The organism is Halioglobus sp. Uisw_031, from assembly GCF_047729875.1.
GTDB lineage: Bacteria > Pseudomonadota > Gammaproteobacteria > Pseudomonadales > Halieaceae > Marimicrobium.
Window position 1 is genome coordinate 1,485,807 of the sequence record NZ_CP159826.1, and the last position, 23,420, is coordinate 1,509,226.

The following is a 23,420-nucleotide window of genomic DNA, read 5'->3' on the forward strand; positions in this document are numbered from 1 at the left end:
TGTGCTGACAATCGCGTGGCACTGAAGATATAAGGCCATAGGAGTTTAATGATGAAGAGAACAATTATTCGCGGCGTGTCTGCACTCTTGCTTGTGGCCGCCTCGGTCGTCGGTGCGGAGAGCACTGATGGCAGTCCGGTTGAGGTCCTGAAAGAAAATCGGCTGTCATACACTGACGGCTTTGTCGACGCAGTAAAGGTGGCTCTGGACGCATTGCCTGCGCAACCTCAGCCTCCTGCTACGGGAAAACCCTGCGACTGGTCGGTGACGGCAAGCCCCGACCCTCACAATGCTCACTTTCTTGCTTTTGCAGGATCTCAGCAGCTGAAGTATGAGGTGGCTCTCATCGGATACGATGTGTATGACAAAGCGCGGTTGAACGCGAAAGGCGCTCCTGCCAACTCAGAGGCTTCGCGGAAGTTGCGCTTTCTACAGTACATGCTCGGTTTGAGCGGCTACTGGGAAGCCTTAGCCGCAGATCATGAAAAGACGCTACTATCGCCCGCGTGCGAAGGAATCGTGAGGAATTGGCGGGAAGGAACAATTGTGAACGCGCGTGACGATTTTGCGCCTGCGACCTCCGCCATGGGCGACGTGCTACTCGCAGTTCTGACCGCTGACATTAATCGTACGCTGGGCACAAAAGCGGCTTTTGTATGGGGCGCCTATCAGGAAGCACTCGCACAATTTGGGGTTGAGCAGTCGATTTCCGGTTGGTTTTACACCACGGACTTGGACCCCCGTGGGCCCATAAACTGGACGACAACACTGAGCGGTCCAATGTGCCCGAGTGGGGAGGCGTGTCCTTCGGTCACAAAAGAGCAAAGTTATATTCCCCAGATGGTATGGCTCACATTGCCGGTAGATATCCTCTCCTACACGGGGGACGCGACCACAGAGAACCTTTTGATCGAGGCAAGAGGGAAACACTATATGGAAGAATTTGAAAAGGAGGTGGGTGATCAGGACTCGCTTCTGGTCTCTACTCGCAATATGTTGCGAATAGCGCAGGCTTCTCAGGACGTTACGCCAGATCAGCCGCAAGGAAGGCTGGCATTATGGCTGAAACAGCACTCGCTGCCGCTTGCTTCAAACTTGGTCGGTGGTGTCTTGCCGCTCCCGCAGTCTGTTTCTGTGCAAAATAAGGAAATGAAAAAGGCACTGCTGTTTGCCCAACAGGTTGAACGAGACTTATTGGATTTCCCAGAGGCTAAACACATTGATCAGATGGTCGTCACACGGTCTGCTGCAAACGCATCGGCCACAATGACAATCTGTGACCTGTACGACGGCGCTATTGAAGGGTGGCTTCTCTCTGAGCATTTTACCTGTATTACCGCTAAATAGGCTTTGGTCGAGACAAGAATAATACGGAACAAGCACCTACCTTAGCCTCAGCATCTAAGATGACTGAGGCAGTGTGCTAAAGGGGGCTGTCGATGGGAAGCTTATTTCGTGGGTGTGTTGTCGGCCGATTCGCGCATGGCGACAGCAACAACTTTTTTAGCCAGCGCGATAAATGAATCTAACGAGCCGGCGTTCGTTCTAAAAGATTCGCCTTCGATCGTTACGAGGCCCTCGCCAAGCAGCTCATTAGTTTGACTGTCAGTGATCTTACTCTCCACCACTAATGCAGGTGTTTTTTCATTCACACCGCCCACATAAGCCGCCCCATTGACCGCTAGGCCAATGGGTGTGAAGCTCCATGGCTCAAGGCCATCCGCTGAGCTTTCAGCGCCGGTAATGCCTACAGAAATGCGTATCACGCCAGGTCCAGACTCAGTGACGATCTTCAGATCACCTTTGCTAAGCACGGCTTTCACCATCTCAGCTTGCAAGGCTTCTTGGGTTTTTTGGATCGTTTCTGCAGTCACACTCTTCGTCACTGCTTGTTTCAAAAAAATAGGGTCTAAGATAACGGCGGTATACTGGCCGCGACTAACGCCTGACTTCCGATAACGCCACATGCGTGCGTCAGCCTGATCGGTTGGTGCTGAGGCAAGGAGAGAATAGTCCGGCAAAAAACCAGATTCTGGCATGGGTTGACTCGCCATTTCTGGTGTTGAGCTGCATGCCGCTATCAGTGTTGTCAGGCTAATCACTGCAACGAGCGCGACTACTTTCTTCATTATCCTAATCCTTTTAGTGGAGATGTTTTAAGTGCGTGAAATAAAAAATTTGGCGGTCAGAAAGTTACAGGAAACGATTCTGTGTGTCTACTTCTCGAGCCTGCGCAACGGCTGCGGGTGTGAATGATCACACGCTGTGTGAGAGCTGTTATGCGGCACTCAATATAGTCAAACCTTACCTTATCCCCAGCTGGGCTCAGCCCTTTACTGACAGAGTTCAGACGTCATTAACTCTACATCGGCGAGCGTTAGAGTTTGGTCTTGAAACGCGTTGGTATAGATCTCTAAAAATTCGGGTTTCACCTGAGGAGCATAGTTGTCCGAGTAAGCGCTAAGTAGCAGGTTGGAAAATTTTGCCCGGCCGCCGTAGTTGACCAACGTGGGTGTTTCGATGGCGCCACCGGTAATGGTTGTGTAGTCAAAATTTCGTTCGAAGTCGCGCAGTAAACCGGCGGAATACATTTTTAGTTTCGAACGCGGCGCGCGCGTGGGTAGATGTGCCAATGGTTGAAAGTAGTTGGTCAGTACAATGGCATTACAGCGTGACGGCTCGAAACTGGCATCGCGCAGAATCTGATTGCCGATGACCCATTCCAGTCCCAGGTTACTGCTATAGCGCAATTGCCAGAAGCCCTCTTGCCCTGCAAGTACAATGGCGCTGTCACCAGCCTGTTGTCTGATATCCTGCGGTAGCGGACCCATTTCCAGCCCGATGGCGAGCCCGTAGCGCAAGGGTGTGCGCATGGCATCAAATCCGGTGTAGCGGTGCTGATTATTCGCAGGCACTTTTTCTTCCGCCACCGGCAGTAGGCTCTTCATCCAGAATGCCTGCCAAAAATCTCTGGTTAGTTCGCGTACTTTATCGGGATGCTGCTCCGCTACATTCGTTTTTCCGGCTGGTTCGGCTGACAGGTTGAACAAACTGGGCTCTAAGCCTTGCGTACTGGAAAGTCGCCACTGGTCGGACGCCGATAAGAAGCTGAAGCGCAAGGCCTCCACGTTTGAGCTGAAGACTTCCCAGCTGCGGCCTGTACGTTGCGATCTGGCGTCACCACTTATCACCGGCCACAAATTGTTGCCATCTAGATTTTCTGGGATAGGACTGCGTGCAGAGGCGAGCAGGGTAGGGTATACATCAACATTCATTACCGTGTCATCAATGATCTTCCCGGCTGGGATAGCGCCCGGCCAATTGATGATAAGTGGGGTGCGGTAGGCACCCTCGAACATGTCGGCTTTTTTTCCATAGAATGGATAGTTGTTATCCAGCTGCTTGTTGGTACCGCCGTTGTCGCTGATAAACACGACCAGCGTATTCTTACGGTCGACCGTGGCGAGTATCTGTCCAATGGCGTCGTCGAGCTGTGTGACCAATGCCGTATATTCTCCGGCCGGCGTATCGGGAAAGCGCGCCTTATAACGCTCGTCTGGCTGGATGGGGTTATGTGGTGCAAGAAATGCGTGGTATAGGAACCAGGGTTGCTTTTGCGCCTGTAAGTGTTTGATTTTTTCTATTGTGTGTTGGGTGAGTATGTCTGTCAGGTGGCCTTCATGTTGTTCGAGTACGCCGCCATTCACTCTGAGCATGGGATTGCGATAAGTGGGCCTCTTGGTGCCGCCTTTATTGGCATCGGTGACTTCTCCGGAGAGTTCCCATTGATTTAAAAATCCGAACCATTCGTGAAAGCCTTTGTGCTGCGGCCATGCTTCAACTCGGCTCTCGCCGGCGTGCCACTTGCCGGTCATATAGGTCATATACCCGGCGCTTTGCAATTGTTCCGCGATGGTGCTGTGCTCAGCTGGAATTTCAATGCCTGTTGGACGAAAGCCCGAGCGCTCTGGATAACGGCCAGTCAATAATGCTACGCGACTGGGTGTGCAGGTTGAATCGGCGTAGTGACGCCGAAAGATTACGCCGTTCTGCGCTAACTCAGTAATGTGCGGCGTTACAATGCCGTCTGGGTTGATTGCATTGGTGTCGTTGTACCCGAGATCGTCGACGACGATCATCAGTATGTTGGGTACGATAAAAACGTCTTCACTTGCGGGGCTCACCCACTCAACGACCACATTTTTGATGCCAGCTATCCACGAGAATAAGAGCATCAGTAACAGCGTCAATCCAAGGAGAAGTTTGCCATCAAGATTCGATGATGGTGCAAATGACATGATGACTCTCAAAGAAAACGGGTGTAATGCCATACTACCATTGTGGCAAAAGCATAGGCAAAGTCCTTGCTTGCCCAGCAATAAGGCATTTGTGCAGTCAGGCTCGCTGTCAGCGGGCTGTACTGAGCGTGCCAGTGGGGCATCTGTGGACGTCTGTGGGAGGCAACGACATAAGTCACCGTTCAAATTTAGACCGTCAGAAGTCGAATTTTCGTTGTGAATTGGCCCTGTGGTTGATGAGATTGCGTGCGTGCGGTGACTCGACTGGCGAGAGGTTGGATAGTGTCAGGCCTATCAATCGTACGCCAAGCGGCACCGGCAAAAGTTGTACGAGTAACGCTCGCGCAGCAGCGCCAAACTGACTCTTATTCATAATGCATTGCTCACAAGACTTGCTGCGCGTTATCTGCTGAAAATCTGCGTACTTTACTTTGAGGGTGACCGTGCGCCCCGTAACACTATTATTCTCTATCCTATGCCATACACTGTCGATGACATCTTCAAGCGCCTCACTCAAGGCCGTGTCCGTGGAAAGGTCTTCACTGAAGGTTCTTTCACGACCCACAGATTTACGGATGCGGTCAGATCGAACCAGTCTTTGGTCTATTCCTCGAGCAGCGTGGTATAGGTAATCTGCTGACTTTCCGAAGTGCTCGATCATAAAATCCATATTCTTATCACACAGGTCAGCTCCCTCACGAATCCCCAGGCGCCCCATACGCTCGGCAGTTTTCGGTCCTACACCATAGAAGCGACGCACTGGTAGAGACGCGACAAACTCTGCACCCTCATGAGGCCGCACTACAAAAATTCCATCGGGCTTATTCTGGTCCGAGGCAATTTTGGCTAGAAATTTGTTATAGCTCACTCCGGCACTAGCCGTCAGGCCTGTCTCTTCACGAATGGCGGACCTTATTAGTTCCGCTATGCGGATTGCACTACCCATCTGAGGTTTGTCCTCAGTCACATCGAGGTAGGCTTCATCCAGCGAGAGCGGCTCTAGAAGGTCACTATAACGACTGAATATCTCTCTGATTTGTTGTGACACTGCACGATAGACCTCAAAACGTGGCGATACAAAAATCAGAGAGGAACATCGCCGTGCGGCAGTCACTGAGGGCATTGCCGAGCGCACACCGAATCGGCGTGCCTCATAGCTTGCTGCGGCAACGACCCCGCGTTGTGCCGAACCGCCCACCGCGACAGGCTGACCGCGCAACTCAGGGTTGTCTCTTTGCTCCACGCTGGCAAAGAACGCATCCATATCCACATGGATAATTTTTCGGGGTGGGCTGTCACTGCTTTCATTCATAGCACGATAGTAAATTGAGCGCGCGCCGCCGGCAAGTTCGTTGCTGAGATCCGGGGGAAGTCACTAGCCGAAAAAATAATTGAGTGTTGGCAGTAGTAAATAGAAGACCTAGCCCTAAAAAGCCCTATAATTACACTAAATTTATGATCCCTTTTACTTTCCTGTGAACTTTTGATGCGATTTACGACTCAGCAACCTTCAAGATTAGGTATTGGAATAGATTTCGGTACCAGTAACAGTGCCGCCGCTGTCTTTGATGGCGAGAACATAACGCTAATAAAATTGGCCGCACCAGACAGTGTCATGCCATCGGCTAACTATATCGACAGGGCTTTCCAAAGTTCTATCGGCCAACTTGCGATAGAGGATTACATCAGCGGCAACAGGGGGCGCAAGGTGGAACTCAGCCTCGAAATCCTTGGCGAAGCTCGCTCAGGAACCGGCGGTGGTGAGAGTGCGATGGGAGGTGCGGGGGAGGGAGATACTGCTAATGTCTATGGTCAGGCATTCGATGATTCGACATTGCCTGGAAGACTGTTTCGCGGTACAAAAAGGCTTTTGGGTAATACAACAACGGACCGAACAGCCGTTTTTGACAAGACCTTTAGGCTGGTCGCGCTGGTGGTTCCAATTTTAGTGGGGATTCGAAAGTCTATCGAGAATACTGTTGGCGATAAGGTTCAGTATGCCTGCTTGGGCCACCCAGTTAATTTTGAGGGCATAGAAAGCGGGCGTAATAGCCTTGCTTTAGAGCGCCTGGGCGAAGCGTATGGTCACGCGGGTATCTCTGAACAGTCTTTCTGCCCTGAGCCCACAGCGGCAACCATTAGCTTTCTGCACAATTATCCGCAGAGCGACGATGAATTGGTGCTAACCGTTGATTTTGGCGGTGGCACCTTAGACTTTAGCGTGTTGCGACGCGATAGCTCGACCTTTGAAGTACAGGCTACCCATGGAATTGCTTTGGGTGGCGACAGAATCGACCAAACGATTTTTAGAGAGCTGGTTTTCCCGCTATTGGGACGAGGCGAGCGCTGGAGTCGAATGATAGATGGCTCCCAAGTGGATACTTTGTTCCCCTTTGGAGAATTTGAAGAGATGCTAATCAATTGGCCGATTAGCTATATGCTCAATCAAAATAAATATACCACCGCTGTGATGCAGCGTATGTCTGAGTCCGATCCGGGTGCTGAAAAATTCAGACGCCTCTACGATCTCATTCAACAAAACTACAGCTATCAAGTGTTTGAAGCCATAAAGGAATTTAAAGCGCAGCTCTCCGTTGAGGAGTCGGCCCTGTTGGATATTCCGGAGATCGATATTCAGGTTGTCGTTGAACGCTGGGAATTTGAAACGATGATTTCTGATTTGCTATTTGAGTTTGAGCAGGGGATCACAGAAGTTCTTAGAAAGGCTAATTGCCGGCCTGATGATATAGATCTGGTTCTTCGCACGGGAGGGTCTTCACTCATTCCAGCAGTAAAAGACATTCTCGACAATCAGTTTAGGGGTAAAGTGGTTGAACACGACCCCTTCACCAGTGTAGCGGCAGGGTTGGCAATCGCCAATTATTACCAGTATGCGCAAAGCGACCTCTGCTAATAACGATCTATGCGCAGATTGATATTAGTCCTATTTGTTACCCCCCTGGTTGCTCTTGGTGACATCACCGGCAAAGTCGTCTCAGTCACTGATGGCGACACGATCAAAGTTCTTGATAGTACTAGCACACAATACAAGGTGCGGCTGACGGGCATAGATGCACCGGAGCGGGATCAACCCTATGGCGACGCCTCCAGAGAGCATTTGGCTTCTATAGTGGCAGGAAAGCAGGTCTTTGTAGCGTCGGACCATAGCGATCGCTATGGCAGGGTCTTAGGGAAAGTCTGGGTGCAACCCAGCGACTGTGCCTCCTGTGGTAAAACGCTTGAAGCTAATCATGTCCAGCTATTAGCCGGGATGGCATGGTGGTATCGGTACTATGCGTCGGAGCAGTCCCCGGAGGATCGCGGCCGATATGAGTCGAGCGAGGATGAAGCCAGGAAACGCAAACGGGGCTTGTGGGCTGATCCGGATCCAATCAACCCATACAGATGGCGCAAGGGTAAGCGATGACCCTTTCCGCCTACAATATCAGCGATGCAAGTTTAGTATCAGGGTAATAAGGCGACTTTTCGCGCAAGTACCCAGCGCAATAATCCTGACATAATAGGCTGCTGGGCGAAAGCTCGTGTCTCCTAGAGACCTAGAATATGAATAGAACGACTTGGAGAAACGCATGACTGAAAAAATGCAATCAGGATGGAATATACTATTACTGGTGACTGTCGGGTTATGGGCATCCGGTGTGAATGCGGATGGGTTCTATATCGGAGCGGGTGCGTATAAGACAGATGTGAGCATAGATGATTTCGACGACCATACGTATACGCCAGCTGCATTCGTCGGCTATCAGTTCATCGACACCAACTTTCTGATGTTGTCCGCCGAGCTTGGTTACTACGACCTCGGTAGCTATGACAGCAATGACGTTGATGTTGATGCCTCTGCACTTACGCTAGCAGGCGTCGCTTATCTACCCATTGGGCCCTTATTTGAAATTTATGCCAAGGCCGGTATTGCGTCGGGGGATGTTGAGGTAAAGGAAGCGGGTATTAAGGATGATTTTGATGGAGAGAACGCCTTTGGCGGGGTTGGATTCTCCTTCGATATTCTAGACACGGTAGACATTTATGCCGAATATCTGAAGTTTGATAATAAGGTGGATTCCCAAATGTATGGCGTCGGAGTGCGGCTGGATTTTTAGTGCCTTTTTCGGCGGCTGTTAACACTGCGGTGTTAATGGTAGTGAGTAGCCGTCGCTAAACCACTTTAGTGGTTCTTAACAAGGGGCTGAAGGGGCCCCAACTTTGAATGTAGCTAGCCCCGATCGAGCATTAAAAAGGGCATTGGATGTCGTGTTTCGCCCATTAGTTTTGCCATGAAGTAGGGCATCATCAGCCAATTTAACAAGATTTTCTGCGCTTTTGATTGCTCGTCCTTGCAGGCTCGCTACCCCCAGCGTCAAACTGACCTTGTCTGTGTGTTCGCCGTCATAATACAGGGACCGGTTAAGCATTTCGCCCCTCACTTTTTCAGCGATTCGAGCAGCCGCAGATGCGTCAGTGTTGGGCAAAATCATAATAAATTCATCCCCTCCGTAGCGCCCAATCACATCCATGGAGCGCTTGGCGCATGCGCTAAGCACATCAGCGACAGTACTAAGGCACTGATCGCCAGCTTGATGTCCATTTGAGTCGTTAAATCGTTTAAAATGATCGACATCAATCAGTATTACGGACAAGTGGTTATCGGAACGTCCAGCCCGTTCGATCTCTTGCTCCAGCGTGTCATTAATTTGTCGACGATTCGCCACGCCGGTTACAAAATCGGTCCGGGAATTTTGAAGGTTAGTCGCCGCAACCTTGTTAGATTTTTGAGCAAAGTCCGCGATTATCCACGTAAACGCCATGCAGGCAGTGGCTAGGACAAAGTATTGAATGATGACAAGACCGGTCTCACCAATCGGTAAGGGCTGCGTTAACCCAGACGACTGTAAGACCGCCACGAGTGATAAGAGAAACAAGGTTATCACAGCTCCAATCCAGCCCGCTTTAGGGTTGAGTAGCATTATCACCAGCCCGGGTAGTAAAGGCGCTAGGGGGGCTATTGGACCTTCAAACCCCCCCGTATAAATCGCTGACACTGTAAAGCCGATAAAGAACGCTATAATGACAGCCCAGACCGCTATTTCCGTAGCTCCGCCCCTGCGTACATAGACAAACGTGGCTGCCAGGGCCACCCATAATGTCAGGGCAGGCCAGGGAGGGTGAGTCTCCCCCAGCAAATAGATCTTTACGGCGACTCCTATCCCCAGCGCTATAAAAACAACCCAAATCAGCGTCACAAGCAACTTTTTTCGATCCGTTCCGCTTGTGTTATTCATATATGCTCGAGGTTGAACCTTATTTGATGTCTTGCCCACGTACTCAATGGGATGCAAGTGTCGTTCATGAGTGGGTCAGTATTGATATCGTAAAATGACGAGTCAATCGCATAACAAAAAATGAGACACGTCTATCAATACTCTGCAATCTGAGACCGATCTGCCAGTAAAAAGTTCCCAGCTGTCTCTCATCATGAGCGGACTGCAATCAGCGTGAGGGGGGCGGTTGCATGGATATCGCGGCCCATGTTCACGGGCCTGATGGTACAGCTCAACCTTTGACAGCGGAATAGGGAAAACCCTACGATTGAATCTTAATCCCACTGGAACTGTGTTGACGGGTGTGCCGCGAGCTTCTTTTTTTCGGTCAGATTGTATGGCTGCATCAAACATGCATCACAATATTTTTTGAGCTAGAAAGGCGCTTATAGAGGTGTTACAGAGGCTATGACCGCTCAATGTGCAATAGGGGCCTTGTCTTCGCGGGGTGTGGTTTCTCGGACGAAGAATGTAATCACCGTACCGACAATCATCAGGGCTACGACAAGGCCATAACCTCTGAGTTCTTGCACGGCAGATGGCAATCCAGTTCTGGCGACGCCAATGTCGGCAAGAAAGCCAACGCTCGGTTGTGCTACAACGGGCAAAAGCATTACTACGAAATTGACAAACGCCAGTTTCATCCCGCGGTTGTGTCGTGCTGCATTGTCAGCCGTCATCACGAAGGATAGCGCCTGACCTCCAGTGGTGAAGCCGAGCATGCCCAGTAGTATGACGGTGAACCATGTGGGTTGGATGCTGGCGAACATGATCAATGAAGCAATAATTGTCGAGGCAATGGCGCAGCCCAAGTAGAGAATCTTTCTGCGTCCAAGGCGGTCGGCAAGGTATCCGAAGCCTACGCCACCCACAGCGAATCCGATGAAGACACAGGTCGTAGCAAGGCTTGCTCCTTTGATTGAGAGTCCAGATTCGATCTGTAAGAACGCATCGCCCCAGAGATCGCCGATGACAGAGATGGGGAGATACAGTCCTGCTGACGATAGGGCAATCAGCCAAAGTTGGCGGTCCTTGGCAATGTTCATAATAGTGGTGAGAATCGGTACAGGCAAATCCGGGTTGTAGCCGTCCTCCCTCATTAGTTCAATAAACCATGAAGGTCGGCGCGGCAACAAAAACCACAGCATGATGGCGATCCCGAAGCCTGCGATCGCGCAGGTTAACACTGGCGCACGCCAGCCAAAGGATTCAGCCATGACACTGAGAGGGTATTGTGCCGTTGAGGCGCCTAGAGTGCCCATAGCGACGGTTAAGCCCGGAATGATGCCGTGGCGGTGCGGAGGGAACCAAACCATCGCCAGATAGATAACGCCCAAGTACGCGACTGCGCTGCCCAATCCCTGCAGGAACCGCCCGATACCCATGGCTACGATGCTGTCGGAAGAGGCGAGAATGAGGCATCCCAGCGCAACGAAAATTGCCGCAGGAGCGACGACGAATCGCGTTCCAAAACGGTCTAATAGTCGGCCAACGACGAGTTGTGCCGGAGCATAGGCGAGAAAATACATGCTCATAGACAGGCCGAATGCGCCCTCGCTCGCGCCGGTAACCTCGAGAATATCTTTCTTAAGCACGCCAGGGGCAACTCGAGCAAAAAACTCGTAAAAGTAGAAAAGCGCCGCTACTAGGAAAAAAAGCCAGGGGCGTATCCCGCTGCGAGCGGCCTGGGCCTCGTTGCGAACGGCATTGCTAACCTGATGGTCGGTCATCGTGACGTGGAGCCGGTATTGCGCAATAAGCGCGAGGAAAGTGCACAATCGCAGCCAAAAATATGTTTCGGTAGACAGGTTGTCAATTCATGCAACATCGGTGATGACCTTTCCTCATGAGCACCTCTCTAAAAAGCAATTGACGCTATCGACGGCACATATTCTATGCCAGTACGACTGCGAAGAAATCGTCATGCTGTATTGCGTGATTCGATTTCTTTATTATCGATAAGAACCTCACAACTCTCAGTATAAGAAGTATTAACGGGTTGTCGAGGGTAATTTTTTCTCCTAATCCAGTGGCTCGGGGGAAAAGCTTATTTTGCCCTTAGCGATAATGGTTGATGCATCATCACCTGGGTCGACATTGGTAATAGTCATTACGGCATCAGTCTGCCGTTTTTCTAGGGTTAGTCCTTCGTCGGCTTCATGACGTGCGTTAAAAGAAGTGTGTGCAAATGCCAGTGGCGCAAAAGCTATAAGAATTTTTATTTCAATTCCCAAGTACCGTTTATACTTTTTATACTGGGCATATTTGTTAAGCTAGGGTATGTCCGACATTAACCCCGCTATCCGCCGTGTTCGCTCTCTTGCTGAAAGTGAAATCACGACGTTACTGAGCAACCTTGCCAGCCCTGTGCGGCTGGCATCGCAGTCGCCGAACGGCTTCCCGCTGATTTCCACACTGTGGGCTATCTACGAAGACGGTATTTTTTGGTGTATCACGCAACACCGCACGTTGTTGCGCCGCAATCTGGCGGCCAACCCGCGCTGCGCGTTTGAGATCGCGCTCGACGGTCAGCGCTTTAAGCTGTTGCGTGGCCAGGGGCTTGCATCGCTCGATCTCGCAGACGGTGGACGTATGACCGAATGCATAATCAACCGTTATTTAACCGATCCGAACGGACCGATTGCTACCGGCATGCGCAAGCAGGTCCTCACTGAATATGCCATTGCTATCCGGCCGCGGTGGGTGCGCGGGCAGGGCACGCGATGAAGATTGAGGGGGTTCTAGCCGTGCTCTGAAGAGGTCTAATGTCTGGGCATCTTGCTGGATGGCAACTCGATCACCAACGCGAATACAGTCTCGGCAATCACAGGCAATAAAAAGCCCCGACATGCGGGGCTGTAGACAAGGGCTACGTCTACGCTTTTTTGCGTCGAGCTATCCCAAATAATCCGAGTATCGCTGAACCGAACAGCCAAGCTGCGGCGGGGATAGGCACTGCTGATGGGGGCTCAACCAAAACGTTAATCTCTCCTGTTGCAGCGCTGTCGTCCTGATACCACCATGCTGCATATTTATCGACCTCTGCTTCGGCATAGACATCATAGCTAGTGCCAATGGCCAACCAAGAAACATCGAATGTACGATTGACTGCTTTAGCTGCCTCTTCTGCACTGGTAACCGCGAAATTGAAGGCCCACAACTCAGTATCCGAGAAATACCCGTCATTGTCATAGACCCACAATTCGACCTCATCACCTGCGTTCAGGACATGGTCGACTTCTGTGATAGCAACGGTTAGGGTCCCCCAGACAGCATCGAGACCTTCAGTAATGGTATCGGATATAGTCAGCGTAATCGTCAGATCATCATCAGTGTCACTGACAGTGGCTGCCTGTGCCGACACAGCAAGTAAAGAACACAATAGGGTCGCTGCAATAGCCAAGCCAAAATTTCGTAATTTGAATCTATTCATAGTGGAGACTCCACGTGATTAATTCTTCTTATATATTTAGCCCTTCGGGTTTTCACTCAACGGTTGAGAGAACGCTCAAAATGCTCAAGTTGTACCCAAATGTCACAACCGACTAGTGAATACGTAATTGATGTAACTGCAAATGACATGCCAAATAATAGAAAATGTAATGTTTTCAATGATTAAAGCCAATATGGCCTTTTCGCAATACGCCCAAGTGTAAAATATCCTGACACGTAAAGCGGGTCAGGAGAGCAACGCCTTGGAAGGTTTTCTAGGGTAAGTGAAGCATTAGTACTCTCAAGCCACTGAATTATATGTATTATTTTGAATTCGAGGGGGCACTCGTATCGCTTCTCATGCGACCGTTTCGAGTGTAAAATATCTTTACACCGTCATTGCCAAGAGCAGCCGGCCGATAGTATCGTGATCAGGCGTATACAGGGTTGACCATGCATTAAATGGGCCGCGCTTGGATGCGGCGGGAAATAAAGAAAATAAAGAAAATAAAGGAAATACCATGCCAGCCACAAAAGCCACAAAAGCTAATGTTAGGAGCATAATGACCCTGATGCGTCGATCTGCGACGTGTTTCGTGTTGCTGTTCAGCGCGATATTGACAGTGGTGCCGACGATGGCCGTGGCGGCGGTGGATTTCATCACCTTCGAGGCTGGCCCGGTCAGGCCGGTGGCACTGACCCCCGACGGTAACACACTGCTGGCGGTCAACACGCCAGACAACCACCTTGAAATCTTCTCTATCACGGACGGAGCGCTGACCAAAACCGCATCGGTGCCTGTAGGTATGGAGCCGGTTTCCGTGGTGGCGCGTAACAATAGCGAAGTATGGGTTGTCAATTTTCTTTCCGACAGTGTGAGCATTGTTGATCTTACCGTCAACCCACCGCAAGTCGTGCGCACACTGCTGGTAGGCGATGAGCCACGAGATATTCAGTTTGCCGGCACAGGCGACATTGACCGAGCATTTATTGCCACTTCACACAGAGGCCAGCACCGTGAGCATCCCTCAATTGCTACTGTGCCGGGTGCGGGTGATCCCGGACTTCTCACCCCGAGTATAGGGCGTCTAGACGTTTGGGTGTTTGACGCTAACAATCCAGGTCCGTCAGTCGGTGGGAACCCCATCGAAATACTCAGTTTTTATTCAGATAGTCCCCGGCCGCTAGTGGTAACGCCGGATCGGACTACCGTCTACGTCGCGGCTTTTTTCTCCGGCAACCAGACCGCCGTTGTCGGCGCAGGTCAGGTTCAGAGCAATGCACCGGGGCCGAGCACCGACGCAGATGGTGTGCCGCGTCCTTCTGTTGGCGCTATCGTAAACTTTAATGGCTCGGCGTGGCTTGATGCCGATGGGACGGATTGGAGTAGTTTTGTCAATTACGATCTTCCCGATTTAGACGTATTCGCTTTCAACGCCAACACCTTAGATACCGTTGCGGAATATAAAAGTGTCGGCACCTTAAATTTTAATATGGCCATTAACCCTGTGACGAACAAGGTCTATGTGAGCAACACTGATGCACATAACGAAATCATTTTTGAGGGCCCCGGCATTCACGGCGGCAGTACCGTTCAGGGGCAGGCCTATAAAAGCCGCATCACGGTAATCAATCCTGCTAATGGTGGCGTGAGTCCCAAGCACCTTAATCAACACATTGATTACAGTATGCTGCATACAGATGATGACGCGGACCATGCCGCTATCGAGGCACAGAAAGCTCATAGTCTTGCGACACCGCTGGAGATGGTGGTGTCCAGTGATGGCGCGACAATATACATGGCGGCCTATGGTTCTGCGAAAGTGGCGGTGTTTAATGCGGCGGACATAGAGGATGTAAACTTTGCGACAAATTTCGATCCCACGGCGAAAAGCGCTGACTACATCTCTACCGGGGGTGGGCCTGCCGGTATAGCCCTCGATGAAAATAATAATCAGCTGTACGTGTTAACTCGATTCGCAAACCAGATTGAGATTATTGACTTGACGAATAATAGCATTGTTGCGACGCATTCCCTGCACAACCCCGAGCCACAATCCGTAGTCGATGGACGTCAGTTTTTGTACGACGCTAATGCAACCTCGGGTAATGGTGAAATGAATTGCGCCAGCTGCCACCCCTTTGGCGAATGGGACAAGTTGGTCTGGAATTTGGGTGACCCTGACCATGCGATTGCGATAAACACGAATAATGCTTCTCCCGCTCTACCGCTGCCTATTGACGAGTTCATTCATGCCATGAAAGGCCCCATGGCAACGCAGTCGCTGCAGGGGCTGGCCGTTGCGGGTGGAATGCATTGGCGTGCCGATCGGGGCAGTGGTCAGGCTGGTCTGGATCCGTGTAGTGAGCCAACCGGAGCGGACTGCTCGGAGGCACTCCAGTTTTTAAACTTTATTGGCGCTTTTGAGGGTCTTTCGGGTATGTGGGGTACGATCACCATGAGTGAAATGGTCGCGTTTAAAGATTTTGCGCTGCAGATTACCATCCCGCCGGGGCCAGTTCGTGCCTTGGACAACTCTTTGAATGCCGCGCAGCAAGATGGTGCGAATCGATTCCTCCTTTCTAATATGGACGGCCCGGCGTCCTGTGAAGGTTGTCATGAACTCGACCCTGCACAAGGATTTTTTGGCACTAGTGGTGACCAAACGTTTGAGGGAGAGCCTCAGACCTTTAAGGTTCCCACGATGCGTAATATGTATAAAAAGGTCGGTAAGTTCGGGCACTCAACAACCTTGAATTCCGACACCAGTGGCACGCACCATGGTGACCAAATAGGCGGCATTGGATTTTTGCATGATGGGACAATAGACACTCTGGAGACCTTTGTTTCTTCACCGCTATTCACTCGTCTGAATGAACAGCAGGACCGCAACATGGCGCACTTCTCCTACGCATTTGACACTGATCTTGCTCCGATTGTGGGCCAGCAGGTGACGCTGACGGCCTTAAATGCGGTGTGGGCTAATCCGCGTATAGATCTGCTGGCTGCGCGCGCAGGGGCAATTTTTGAATCATTGATACTTGGCGGCACCGTCACTGAATGCGAGCTGGTGGTGAAGGGGAGCATGGCAGGTAAAGAGTTCGGGGCCGTTCGTCTGGCAAACGGGCAGTTCCGCACAGACACGGATGATGTCGTGTCTGATGCAGTCATTCGCGCTCTCGCCGTTACCGACGGTCCGGTCACTTACACCTGTGTTCCGCCTGGCTCTGGTACGCGTATGGGGATCAATCGTGACCGTGACAACTATCTGGATGGCTTGGACAACTGTCCCGCTGCTGCCAACAATGACCAGCAGGATTCTGATAGTGATGACGTCGGCGATGCGTGTGATCCGCTCTTCAACGACGGTGACTCTGACACCGTTCCAGATGCGATCGATAACTGTCCGTTAGTTCCTAACTCTGATCAGACGGATACTAATAACGATGGCACGGGTGACGCTTGCACTAAGCCCGCTGGCTGCGAATAGCCTTGGCAAGCGGCTACGCGTAATCGATCATTTGCGCGTAGTCTCATTCCCTAAAAGCACAGACTTTCCTGCCACGAATTTTGTCCATCAATACGTTCTATGTGGCCCTGCCACGGTCAAACCGCCAGCACCCTCTGCTCCGCCCGCATGGATGAAAACCTCTGCAGTGATTGTTGCGACCACGATGATGTTCTGTAGCCTTATAAAATAACAGTATTCGGTGTCTAATCAGGCATGGAAAGTTTACGAGGAGTCGGCAATGGAAATAGTGGTTAACATTCTCATCCCCATGTTCTTAATTATGCTTACCGGTTTTTTATGCATCCATTTTAAAATCTTGCCGCAAGAAACGCCGCATTTTTTAATTAGCTTTATCTTTAATGTTGCCGCACCCGCCCTCATTTTTATTGGCATGGCAACCGCGCCGCTGTCACAAATTTTCCATTGGGATTTTATTTTTGCCACGATAATAGCGATTGCTATTTGTTTTTTCCCTTGGATGTTTTTTATTAAAAAGTGTTACCCCCAAAAATCCACAGGGTTTGCCGCACTGATTGCTTATTCTGTCTCTCTAGGCAACTCAGCTTTTATTGGGCTGCCTATTTTGGTGCTAGTTGCGGGTAGCAAAGGGATGATTTTAGCGGTTGTCTCTTCGGTCATCGTAGTTTCAATTTTTATGCCGTCTGTTATTTATTTTATGAATAAAAGTATCAATAAGAATACCGAAAAAGTGAAATACGGTGTTTTGAAAGATGTCCTTAAGATCTTTAAAAACCCCATCGTATTGTCCGGCTTTTTAGGCATTCTATATTCAGCCGCAAATCTTCCAATGCCTGCGGTTGCAAAAAGTTATTTCACCACATTGGGTTCTGCTTTAGCACCGGTAGCTTTATTTGCCGTAGGAGCCGGAATTATGTGGGCTAATATAAAGGATTATTGGAAAATTTTAAGCGTCATGTCATTTTTCAAAATGATCATATGTCCAGCAATTGCTTATCTAGTTGCAGTGCTGTTGCATTTAAATAATCTGGAAACTTTTGCTTTGGTGCTAATCGCAGCCGTTCCATCGCCAAAAACAGCCTATATATTGGCAGAAGAGTATAATTTTGAACCGGAACTAATGGCAGGACATATTGCGTTAACCACCGTCATAGGGGTTGTTACCATCTTTGGTCTTATTTTGTTTGCATCAAGTGTTGACCCGACCTTGTTTAAGGCACTGGCAGGTTAGAGGGTCTGTTGATCGGGCGATGAATACAGGCACACGTTAGCGATGCTGAATTAGATAAGCCTATCGAAAGTTAAAAGCAGAAAAGCTGTTAGGCGTCACGATACGATGAGCGGCAGACATTACTTGCTGTGACTGCGACCTAACGCGTGCCGTTGAGATTCCAGTCGTACTTGCGGTAGCTGATGTCAAATGCTTCTTGCGCTAGAAGGTCTGCCACTTCCTTGTTGTCGACCATAGGCGCCAAGTAGGCCTGCAGTGAGCCACCGGCAGCTACGAAATCCTCCTCAAACCATTTGAAGAGACTGGACAGTTCTGCGTGCCGAGTGGCTGGGTTGAACTGGTTATGTTTCGGATTGTTGATGAAGCCCATTGCGGCCACGGTAAGTTGCTGATTTAGGTGTTGCGCCGTGTAAGCTTCAGATTGCAAAATCGGGCAGGACTGGCTTGCGCACACAATCGCGAAGTGAATGCGCGGTTCCTGCAGCGGGCGAATCAGCTCGTGCTCCAGCACATGCAGGGTGATACGGTTTCCGGCTACGAGGTATCCGTCGCGTTTGAAATACACGTAGCGCCCCAGCATGGTGCTGGGCGAACTGCCATCGAGTATGCCGCGGGCCGCAAGGATATTATAGGCGTTGATGTAGAAGGCCAGCTTTTTTTGCCGACCCATTTCACTGGTGTCAGCAGTGCCAATCTGATCTACCAGTGCATCAAAGCTTGGATTTTGCTGCCACTGGGTATAGTCCACGTCACCGTCGATGACCGCCTTGTTGAGTAGTGCGTCCCACGTTTCTAGGTCGAGCTCGGCGGCCGCTGGAAACGGCATAAACAGTAGGGCCACGAGCAGTATTTTTTGTACACTAAATCGAAGCGGTAATCTGAACATAATTGAAACTCCTAATATCACTCTGCAGAGGAAACCGTTAAAGTAATGCTATGAAAAAACGACACCTTTGTATTCCTTTGTTAACGATTATCTTGGCTGGTTGCACTAGTGCGCCGGAACAACCGGGCGCCGATACGGTATTGCCTCCTTGCGGGATGCTGCCGAACTGTGTCAACAGCTACAGTGGCACCGGTGGCAGCGCTATTGCACCCCTGCAGGCCACAACTGAACAGTGGCAAGCGCTTAAGCGATGGCTGGCGCAACAGGACAATTGGACGATTACGGAGGAGACACCCGATTTCTTGCAGGCTGTAGTCAAAACCCCGCTGATGCAGTTCCGTGATGACGTGCAGCTGGTGTTTGACCGACAGGCTGGTGAACTCCAGGTGCGCTCGTCTTCTCGGCTCGGAATCAGCGATATGGGGGCCAATCGGAGACGCATAGAGAGTTTGCGAACTCATTTGGCCAGTGAAGCTGCTGCTGCGGCCGCCGATTGACGCTGTTTATGCACTTGGCTAGCTGAGTGCCGTTCCCATGGTGTTGATCATCTCCAGTACCGTATCCAGGCGCACTTGCGCGCTGGTCATTTCTAGTAGTGCCTGCGAAGTCTCCGGTGGCATACCCAGCAGTCCAGCCACGGCGAAGCTGAACGTCTGCGCCGGCATCGCTTGCCAGTGAACGCTATTGAGCATGTCCTGAGCGTCCTCATTGCCGTGGGTCACTGCCAGCAGTCGCTGTAAGATTTTCGATTGGCTTTGTTGCAATGTGAGTTCGCCAGTTTCGTCGAGAGCCTCGTCCAAAAGTTCTTCGCAGGCCCATATGCCAAACGGGAGCGTCTGTTTTTCCTCGCCCAGTTTAAGGCGTATCGTGTTGTCTACCTGAATTAGCATCCGTCCATCTTCCAGTTCCTCCAGCAGTTCCACAGGGCCGGCGGAAAAGATGCCTTGGGGCTTATAGGTGGTCTGATTACTGTTGAGTGCTTCCTCGACCGTTTGTTCACGGTCTTTGCGGTGCAGTACTTTTTCGGTATGACAAACGCCCATCAGCAAATTTTGATCGATACAGTGGCGCACCATCTGGCGATAGCGAGGCTCGAACACATGCAAAGAGCAGGGGACCCCGGGGAAGTTTACGGAGCTGGGGATCGGGAACAGGGCAACATCTGGCATAGGCTTACTCCAAGAGATATCAAATATTATACGTTAGCACCGCGGGAACGGATTAGCAGGCAGGGCGGCGAGTTTCTGTTTCACATGGAAGATAGCAGTGAACGGGCGATGCGGTTTGCGCGCGTCTCAAATCAACCGCGTTTCCTCAGTCTGGGAACAAGAGCCGGCGTGTTCTTCCTGTAAGTGATATAAGCCGGATCATTTCCCCAACGTCGATTGGCTTTGCGCTCGAGCAAGGGGATGCCGCTAATGCGCACCAGCAACAGATAGACAAACAGGGGTGATACCAGTGTTAGATACTGCCCGCCATCCAATACGGGAAGCGTCAGCAACGCTATACCCGTCCACAGTATGATCTCGCCAAAATAGTTGGGGTGCCGAGAAAGAGACCACAGGCCCGTAGTAATAAAGGTATCGCTACCGTGTGCCTGCCTGAACTGACGTTTCTGCCTATCGGCAATGACTTCAACGGCGAAGCCAGATAGCCAAAGTGCCATGGCAATACCATCAACGATATTCAACGGAACAGACCTGCCACTACTCAGTGCCGCGAGCGCCGCTCCAGCCGTCACCGTGACCCAAAGTCCCTGCAGCATCCAGGTGCGAAAAAAAAGTAGCGCCGAAGGTTTAATCTTATCAAAACGGGAGTCACCGCCATCTCGCGCAATGCGACTGAAGAGAAAGCTCCCGAGCCGAGCAGCCCAAATGAGGATGAAGAATGCGATGAGCATTTGTCGGAAGTCAACCTCTCCACTGCACAGAAGAACCAGTGCGATCGCGCTGATATAGGTCAGACTGCCAATCAAATCGTAGTAACGCTCGGTCTGATACAGGAAGGCCGGTATAAAGCCCAGACCTTGAAGGGCGAAAATCCCCAACACGGCCCAAGCCATTACGGGCAGCGAGTAAAACATCAAGCCACCCCAGCTACCTGACCCTGTAATCACTAGGGCAATAATGGCAATGACGAAAAATGCTTTCATTTACACCTCATCCAAAATGGTTGCAATGGCTACACCACACGCAGTCTGGTCTGGCTCTGCCATCAAGAACGTGTGCTTCTCTCACGCTGGAATCTGCCGCCCAAGGGTTCGCGGTCGTCCCGTGTGCTGGATCTTCAGGTCGGGGGGGGATCCTTGTTTTCAGAGGGGCGCAGTCTACTCATAAAGTTCTCCGCCAAGCCTTCGTAGAGAGACGTCGGACAGACCAGGCGGGAAGCCTCGAAAGCCAGCATGGAGGCGAGTGCGAGAGGCAGAGTCATGAAGCGCGCATCGGTCATCTCGACCAGAATGACAAATGCGGTAATCGGGCTTTGCACGACGCCGGAAAAATAGCTCACCATGCAGAGGAGGATCACAGCTTGGGGGTCCATGAACTCCAGAAAGGGAGCGGTCAGTTGTCCCAACGCGGCGCCGGTTGCCAAGCTCGGATCAAAAAGACCTCCGGGAATGCCGCTGAGCAGGGCAATCCAATTCCCCAGAGCAATTGCGCCAAATCCCCAAGTGGGGACCTCGGTCCCTTCCATGAGAATGGCTTGTGCGTGCGGGTATCCACTACCGTAGCTGAATCCGTCCGAAACGATCGCGAGCAGCGCCATTGCCGCGCCCAGAGAGGCGGCTGCCAGCAGGGGACGTCGGCGATAGAAACGACCATAGGGGCGAGTGGTCAGCAGCAGGCTCTGGGCAAAAAGCCCACCGAGGAGGCCGAAGACCACTCCGAGAACGGGCACGACTAGCCATTCCAGCGGCTGTTCCAGTCGGGTTTCGAGTTTTCCGTAAAACAAATAATCGCCAAAAAGAGCCATGCACACGATACACGCGACCAAGACTGTCCGGACTATGGTGCCTGCATTTTCCTTCTCGAAGGAACGGCCAATTTCTTCGACCGCAAAAACGACACCGGCGATTGGCGTATTGAAAGCCGCTGCGATCCCGGCTGCGCCGCCGGCAAGAATCAGCCCTCGTTGCACCAGCCAACCCTGAAAATTTCCCCAGCGATTCGAGAGGTACATGAAGCACGCACCAGCATGAACGGAGGGGCCTTCGCGGCCGATCGTCATTCCGGCAAACAAGCCAATGGCAAGAAGCAGTCCTTTGCCCACAAGAATACGCCAGGAAAGAACATGATCGCGAGCCGGACCGTCCTCGATCTTCAACGCAGCAATGGCCTGCGGAATCCCGGTGCCATCAGTGCCACGGAAAAAGCGGTCGCGTAGCTGACAGATAAGAATCATGCCGAAGAAAAGCATGGCCGGCTGAATCCACGGTGAAACCGTTGCGAGCCAATGTGAGAACTGGACACTCCAATCGTCAAGGTATCGGAACAGGGCGGCTACAGCGCCGGTTGCCGATGCGGCCAGAATCCAAACAGAGTGTCTGCGGAGCGCGCGCCAAGAGAACAGACTCTCCCGCAAACGAGATGTCTTCGGTAATTCCATCAGGCGCGAAGCCATTGAAGGCAGCGGTAAATAAGGTCTTGTTTGGAGCTGTGATGGGAGAGCGGTAGCTCCTCGCCAGAGTTCAGCTCGGGAACGAAGTTGTTGACAAGCACCTTACCCAATTCGACACCCCATTGATCAAACGAGTTGATATTCCAAATCGTTCCCTTTTGGAAGATTAGCACATTTATGATAGCAGGCGACCGTCTCAGCCGCGACAAGCGGTCGCGCTTGTGCGAAATGTTCAAAGAAGGGTCGCCGTATCCCCGGTCCCTGCGTCATGTCCGTGACCGGTGGCATCTTGGAAGCCATCACGGGTGAGTTTGCAAGCGTCAGCAACCGGCGCATTAAGGGGGGCTGGGCGTGGGAGCTTGAGTATGATCCCGATGGGTCCGGCAATAATAGCGAGACTGCCGCGGTATCAGCAGTACCACTGCTCGCAGCCGCATGGCTATTCATCTCAGCAATCGTAGGCTTAACCGGCGCGAAGCGTATGCCGGGGTCAAATCACTGCATAGACTGTTTATTGTGTATCGCTCACGTCGCTGCCTGCCGGGGCACGCGCGATCACCACCTTTCCATCCGTTAACCTAATAGTATCCCCTGGGTCGTGATCCATCCGAACTTCACCAGTCGTATCGCCAATTTGATATTTAACGTCATAGGCCACCGTGCGCTCGCTTACATCAACCACAGTCTTGCAAACACGCTCAGTCGTCTGATAGGTGTCATTCTTCTGCATTTCTTCTTGCGTCTTGTTGCCCGCGTAACCGCCTGCCGCAGCCCCGGCTATTTTAGCCGCCGTATTTTTTCCTCCGCCACCGATTGCATTGCCAAGTAAACCACCCGCTACGGCTCCAATGACCGAGCCAGCAATTTTATGCTTATCCTTGACAGGCTCTTGCCTCGTCACTAACTGATCACTACATTCCTGGCGCGGCGTGCGCACGCTTTCCGTGACAGGCGTCGCTGACAAAACCTGAGCATATTCCGATCCGCTTAACATGCGGTATCCGGCAAAACCACCGAACGCCGTCGCGATACCGGCGCCAAACACAACTCCAACCAAAACCGACTTGTTCATACCAGGCTATCCTTTGAGTGTTGCTATGAAGTATAGACCACCGAGTCTAGTTCCAG

General features: G+C 51.3%; 21 protein-coding genes. 8 read left to right on the top strand and 13 right to left on the bottom strand.

Annotation, left to right across the window (positions count from 1 at the left end; translation table 11 throughout):
• The first annotated feature begins 48 nt into the window (after positions 1 to 48).
• Positions 49 to 1,347, top strand: a complete 1,299-nt coding sequence (locus ABXT62_RS06795) for a hypothetical protein (RefSeq protein WP_415357846.1) — start codon at positions 49 to 51, stop codon at positions 1,345 to 1,347.
• A 101-nt stretch (positions 1,348 to 1,448) separates the two neighbouring features.
• Here the strand turns inward: ABXT62_RS06795 and ABXT62_RS06800 are convergent, their stop codons facing one another.
• From ABXT62_RS06800 to dinB, 3 genes are all read right to left on the bottom strand, one after another.
• Entirely contained in the window at positions 1,449 to 2,129 is a 681-nt protein-coding gene (locus ABXT62_RS06800) for a DUF3313 domain-containing protein (RefSeq protein ID WP_415357847.1), read from the bottom strand.
• Between the two features lie 204 nt (positions 2,130 to 2,333).
• Positions 2,334 to 4,298 (bottom strand): sulfatase, encoded by a 1,965-nt coding sequence (locus tag ABXT62_RS06805; RefSeq protein ID WP_415357848.1) that lies wholly within the window; start codon positions 4,296 to 4,298, stop codon positions 2,334 to 2,336.
• A 196-nt stretch (positions 4,299 to 4,494) separates the two neighbouring features.
• The gene (gene dinB, locus ABXT62_RS06810) at positions 4,495 to 5,610 is read right to left on the bottom strand and encodes a DNA polymerase IV (RefSeq protein ID WP_415357849.1); all 1,116 of its coding nucleotides are present in this window, start codon (positions 5,608 to 5,610) and stop codon (positions 4,495 to 4,497) included.
• Between the two features lie 174 nt (positions 5,611 to 5,784).
• Between dinB and ABXT62_RS06815 the strand changes: the two genes are divergently transcribed.
• The 3 genes from ABXT62_RS06815 (at position 5,785) to ABXT62_RS06825 (ending at position 8,416) form a co-directional block, all read left to right on the top strand.
• Complete coding sequence (locus ABXT62_RS06815; RefSeq protein WP_415357850.1) at positions 5,785 to 7,212, top strand: Hsp70 family protein; 1,428 nt, start codon at positions 5,785 to 5,787, stop codon at positions 7,210 to 7,212.
• Positions 7,213 to 7,221: 9 nt separating this feature from the next.
• Positions 7,222 to 7,725, top strand: a complete 504-nt coding sequence (locus tag ABXT62_RS06820) for a thermonuclease family protein (RefSeq protein ID WP_415357851.1) — start codon at positions 7,222 to 7,224, stop codon at positions 7,723 to 7,725.
• A gap of 163 nt (positions 7,726 to 7,888) precedes the next feature.
• Positions 7,889 to 8,416, top strand: a complete 528-nt coding sequence (locus ABXT62_RS06825; protein WP_415357852.1) for an outer membrane beta-barrel protein — start codon at positions 7,889 to 7,891, stop codon at positions 8,414 to 8,416.
• Positions 8,417 to 8,491: 75 nt separating this feature from the next.
• Here ABXT62_RS06825 and ABXT62_RS06830 read toward each other — a convergent pair whose 3' ends face one another.
• From ABXT62_RS06830 to ABXT62_RS06840, 3 genes are all read right to left on the bottom strand, one after another.
• Positions 8,492 to 9,595, bottom strand: a complete 1,104-nt coding sequence (locus ABXT62_RS06830) for a GGDEF domain-containing protein (protein ID WP_415357853.1) — start codon at positions 9,593 to 9,595, stop codon at positions 8,492 to 8,494.
• A 455-nt stretch (positions 9,596 to 10,050) separates the two neighbouring features.
• Entirely contained in the window at positions 10,051 to 11,364 is a 1,314-nt protein-coding gene (locus tag ABXT62_RS06835; protein WP_415357854.1) for an MFS transporter, read from the bottom strand.
• Between the two features lie 291 nt (positions 11,365 to 11,655).
• On the bottom strand, positions 11,656 to 11,868 hold the full coding sequence (locus ABXT62_RS06840) for a hypothetical protein (protein ID WP_415357855.1): 213 nt from the start codon (positions 11,866 to 11,868) through the stop codon (positions 11,656 to 11,658).
• Positions 11,869 to 11,914: 46 nt separating this feature from the next.
• Here ABXT62_RS06840 and ABXT62_RS06845 point away from each other — a divergent pair, with 46 nt between their 5' ends.
• Positions 11,915 to 12,361, top strand: a complete 447-nt coding sequence (locus ABXT62_RS06845; RefSeq protein ID WP_415357856.1) for a pyridoxamine 5'-phosphate oxidase family protein — start codon at positions 11,915 to 11,917, stop codon at positions 12,359 to 12,361.
• 148 nt (positions 12,362 to 12,509) lie between these two features.
• Here the strand turns inward: ABXT62_RS06845 and ABXT62_RS06850 are convergent, their stop codons facing one another.
• Positions 12,510 to 13,067 carry a VPLPA-CTERM sorting domain-containing protein gene (locus ABXT62_RS06850; protein WP_415357857.1) on the bottom strand — a complete coding sequence of 186 codons (558 nt, stop codon included), beginning with the start codon at positions 13,065 to 13,067 and terminating at the stop codon, positions 12,510 to 12,512.
• Positions 13,068 to 13,587: 520 nt separating this feature from the next.
• Here ABXT62_RS06850 and ABXT62_RS06855 point away from each other — a divergent pair.
• Together ABXT62_RS06855 and ABXT62_RS06860 are read left to right on the top strand one after the other, a co-directional pair.
• Positions 13,588 to 16,557, top strand: a complete 2,970-nt coding sequence (locus ABXT62_RS06855; RefSeq protein WP_415357858.1) for a thrombospondin type 3 repeat-containing protein — start codon at positions 13,588 to 13,590, stop codon at positions 16,555 to 16,557.
• A gap of 259 nt (positions 16,558 to 16,816) precedes the next feature.
• Positions 16,817 to 17,788 carry an AEC family transporter gene (locus ABXT62_RS06860; RefSeq protein WP_415357859.1) on the top strand — a complete coding sequence of 324 codons (972 nt, stop codon included), beginning with the start codon at positions 16,817 to 16,819 and terminating at the stop codon, positions 17,786 to 17,788.
• A 139-nt stretch (positions 17,789 to 17,927) separates the two neighbouring features.
• Here ABXT62_RS06860 and ABXT62_RS06865 read toward each other — a convergent pair whose 3' ends face one another.
• Positions 17,928 to 18,674: a DUF547 domain-containing protein gene (locus ABXT62_RS06865; RefSeq protein WP_415357860.1), complete on the bottom strand. Its 747-nt coding sequence runs from the start codon at positions 18,672 to 18,674 to the stop codon at positions 17,928 to 17,930.
• Between the two features lie 50 nt (positions 18,675 to 18,724).
• Between ABXT62_RS06865 and ABXT62_RS06870 the strand changes: the two genes are divergently transcribed.
• Complete coding sequence (locus ABXT62_RS06870; protein WP_415357861.1) at positions 18,725 to 19,171, top strand: DUF1499 domain-containing protein; 447 nt, start codon at positions 18,725 to 18,727, stop codon at positions 19,169 to 19,171.
• A gap of 18 nt (positions 19,172 to 19,189) precedes the next feature.
• On the opposite strand, the gene ABXT62_RS06875 is transcribed toward ABXT62_RS06870, so the two are convergent.
• The 5 genes from ABXT62_RS06875 to ABXT62_RS06895 all read right to left on the bottom strand — a co-directional run bounded on the left by ABXT62_RS06875 (position 19,190) and on the right by ABXT62_RS06895 (position 23,364).
• Positions 19,190 to 19,843, bottom strand: coding sequence for an LON peptidase substrate-binding domain-containing protein (locus ABXT62_RS06875; RefSeq protein ID WP_415357862.1), 654 nt, complete (start codon positions 19,841 to 19,843; stop codon positions 19,190 to 19,192).
• Positions 19,844 to 19,974: 131 nt separating this feature from the next.
• Positions 19,975 to 20,826: a DUF1295 domain-containing protein gene (locus ABXT62_RS06880; protein WP_415357863.1), complete on the bottom strand. Its 852-nt coding sequence runs from the start codon at positions 20,824 to 20,826 to the stop codon at positions 19,975 to 19,977.
• 134 nt (positions 20,827 to 20,960) lie between these two features.
• Positions 20,961 to 22,280 (bottom strand): chloride channel protein, encoded by a 1,320-nt coding sequence (locus ABXT62_RS06885; protein WP_415357864.1) that lies wholly within the window; start codon positions 22,278 to 22,280, stop codon positions 20,961 to 20,963.
• Complete coding sequence (locus ABXT62_RS06890) at positions 22,280 to 22,465, bottom strand: hypothetical protein (protein ID WP_415358176.1); 186 nt, start codon at positions 22,463 to 22,465, stop codon at positions 22,280 to 22,282. The genes ABXT62_RS06885 and ABXT62_RS06890 overlap by 1 nt, the downstream gene beginning before the upstream one ends.
• 338 nt (positions 22,466 to 22,803) lie before the next feature.
• Positions 22,804 to 23,364, bottom strand: a complete 561-nt coding sequence (locus tag ABXT62_RS06895) for a glycine zipper 2TM domain-containing protein (RefSeq protein ID WP_415357865.1) — start codon at positions 23,362 to 23,364, stop codon at positions 22,804 to 22,806.
• Positions 23,365 to 23,420 lie beyond the last annotated feature (56 nt).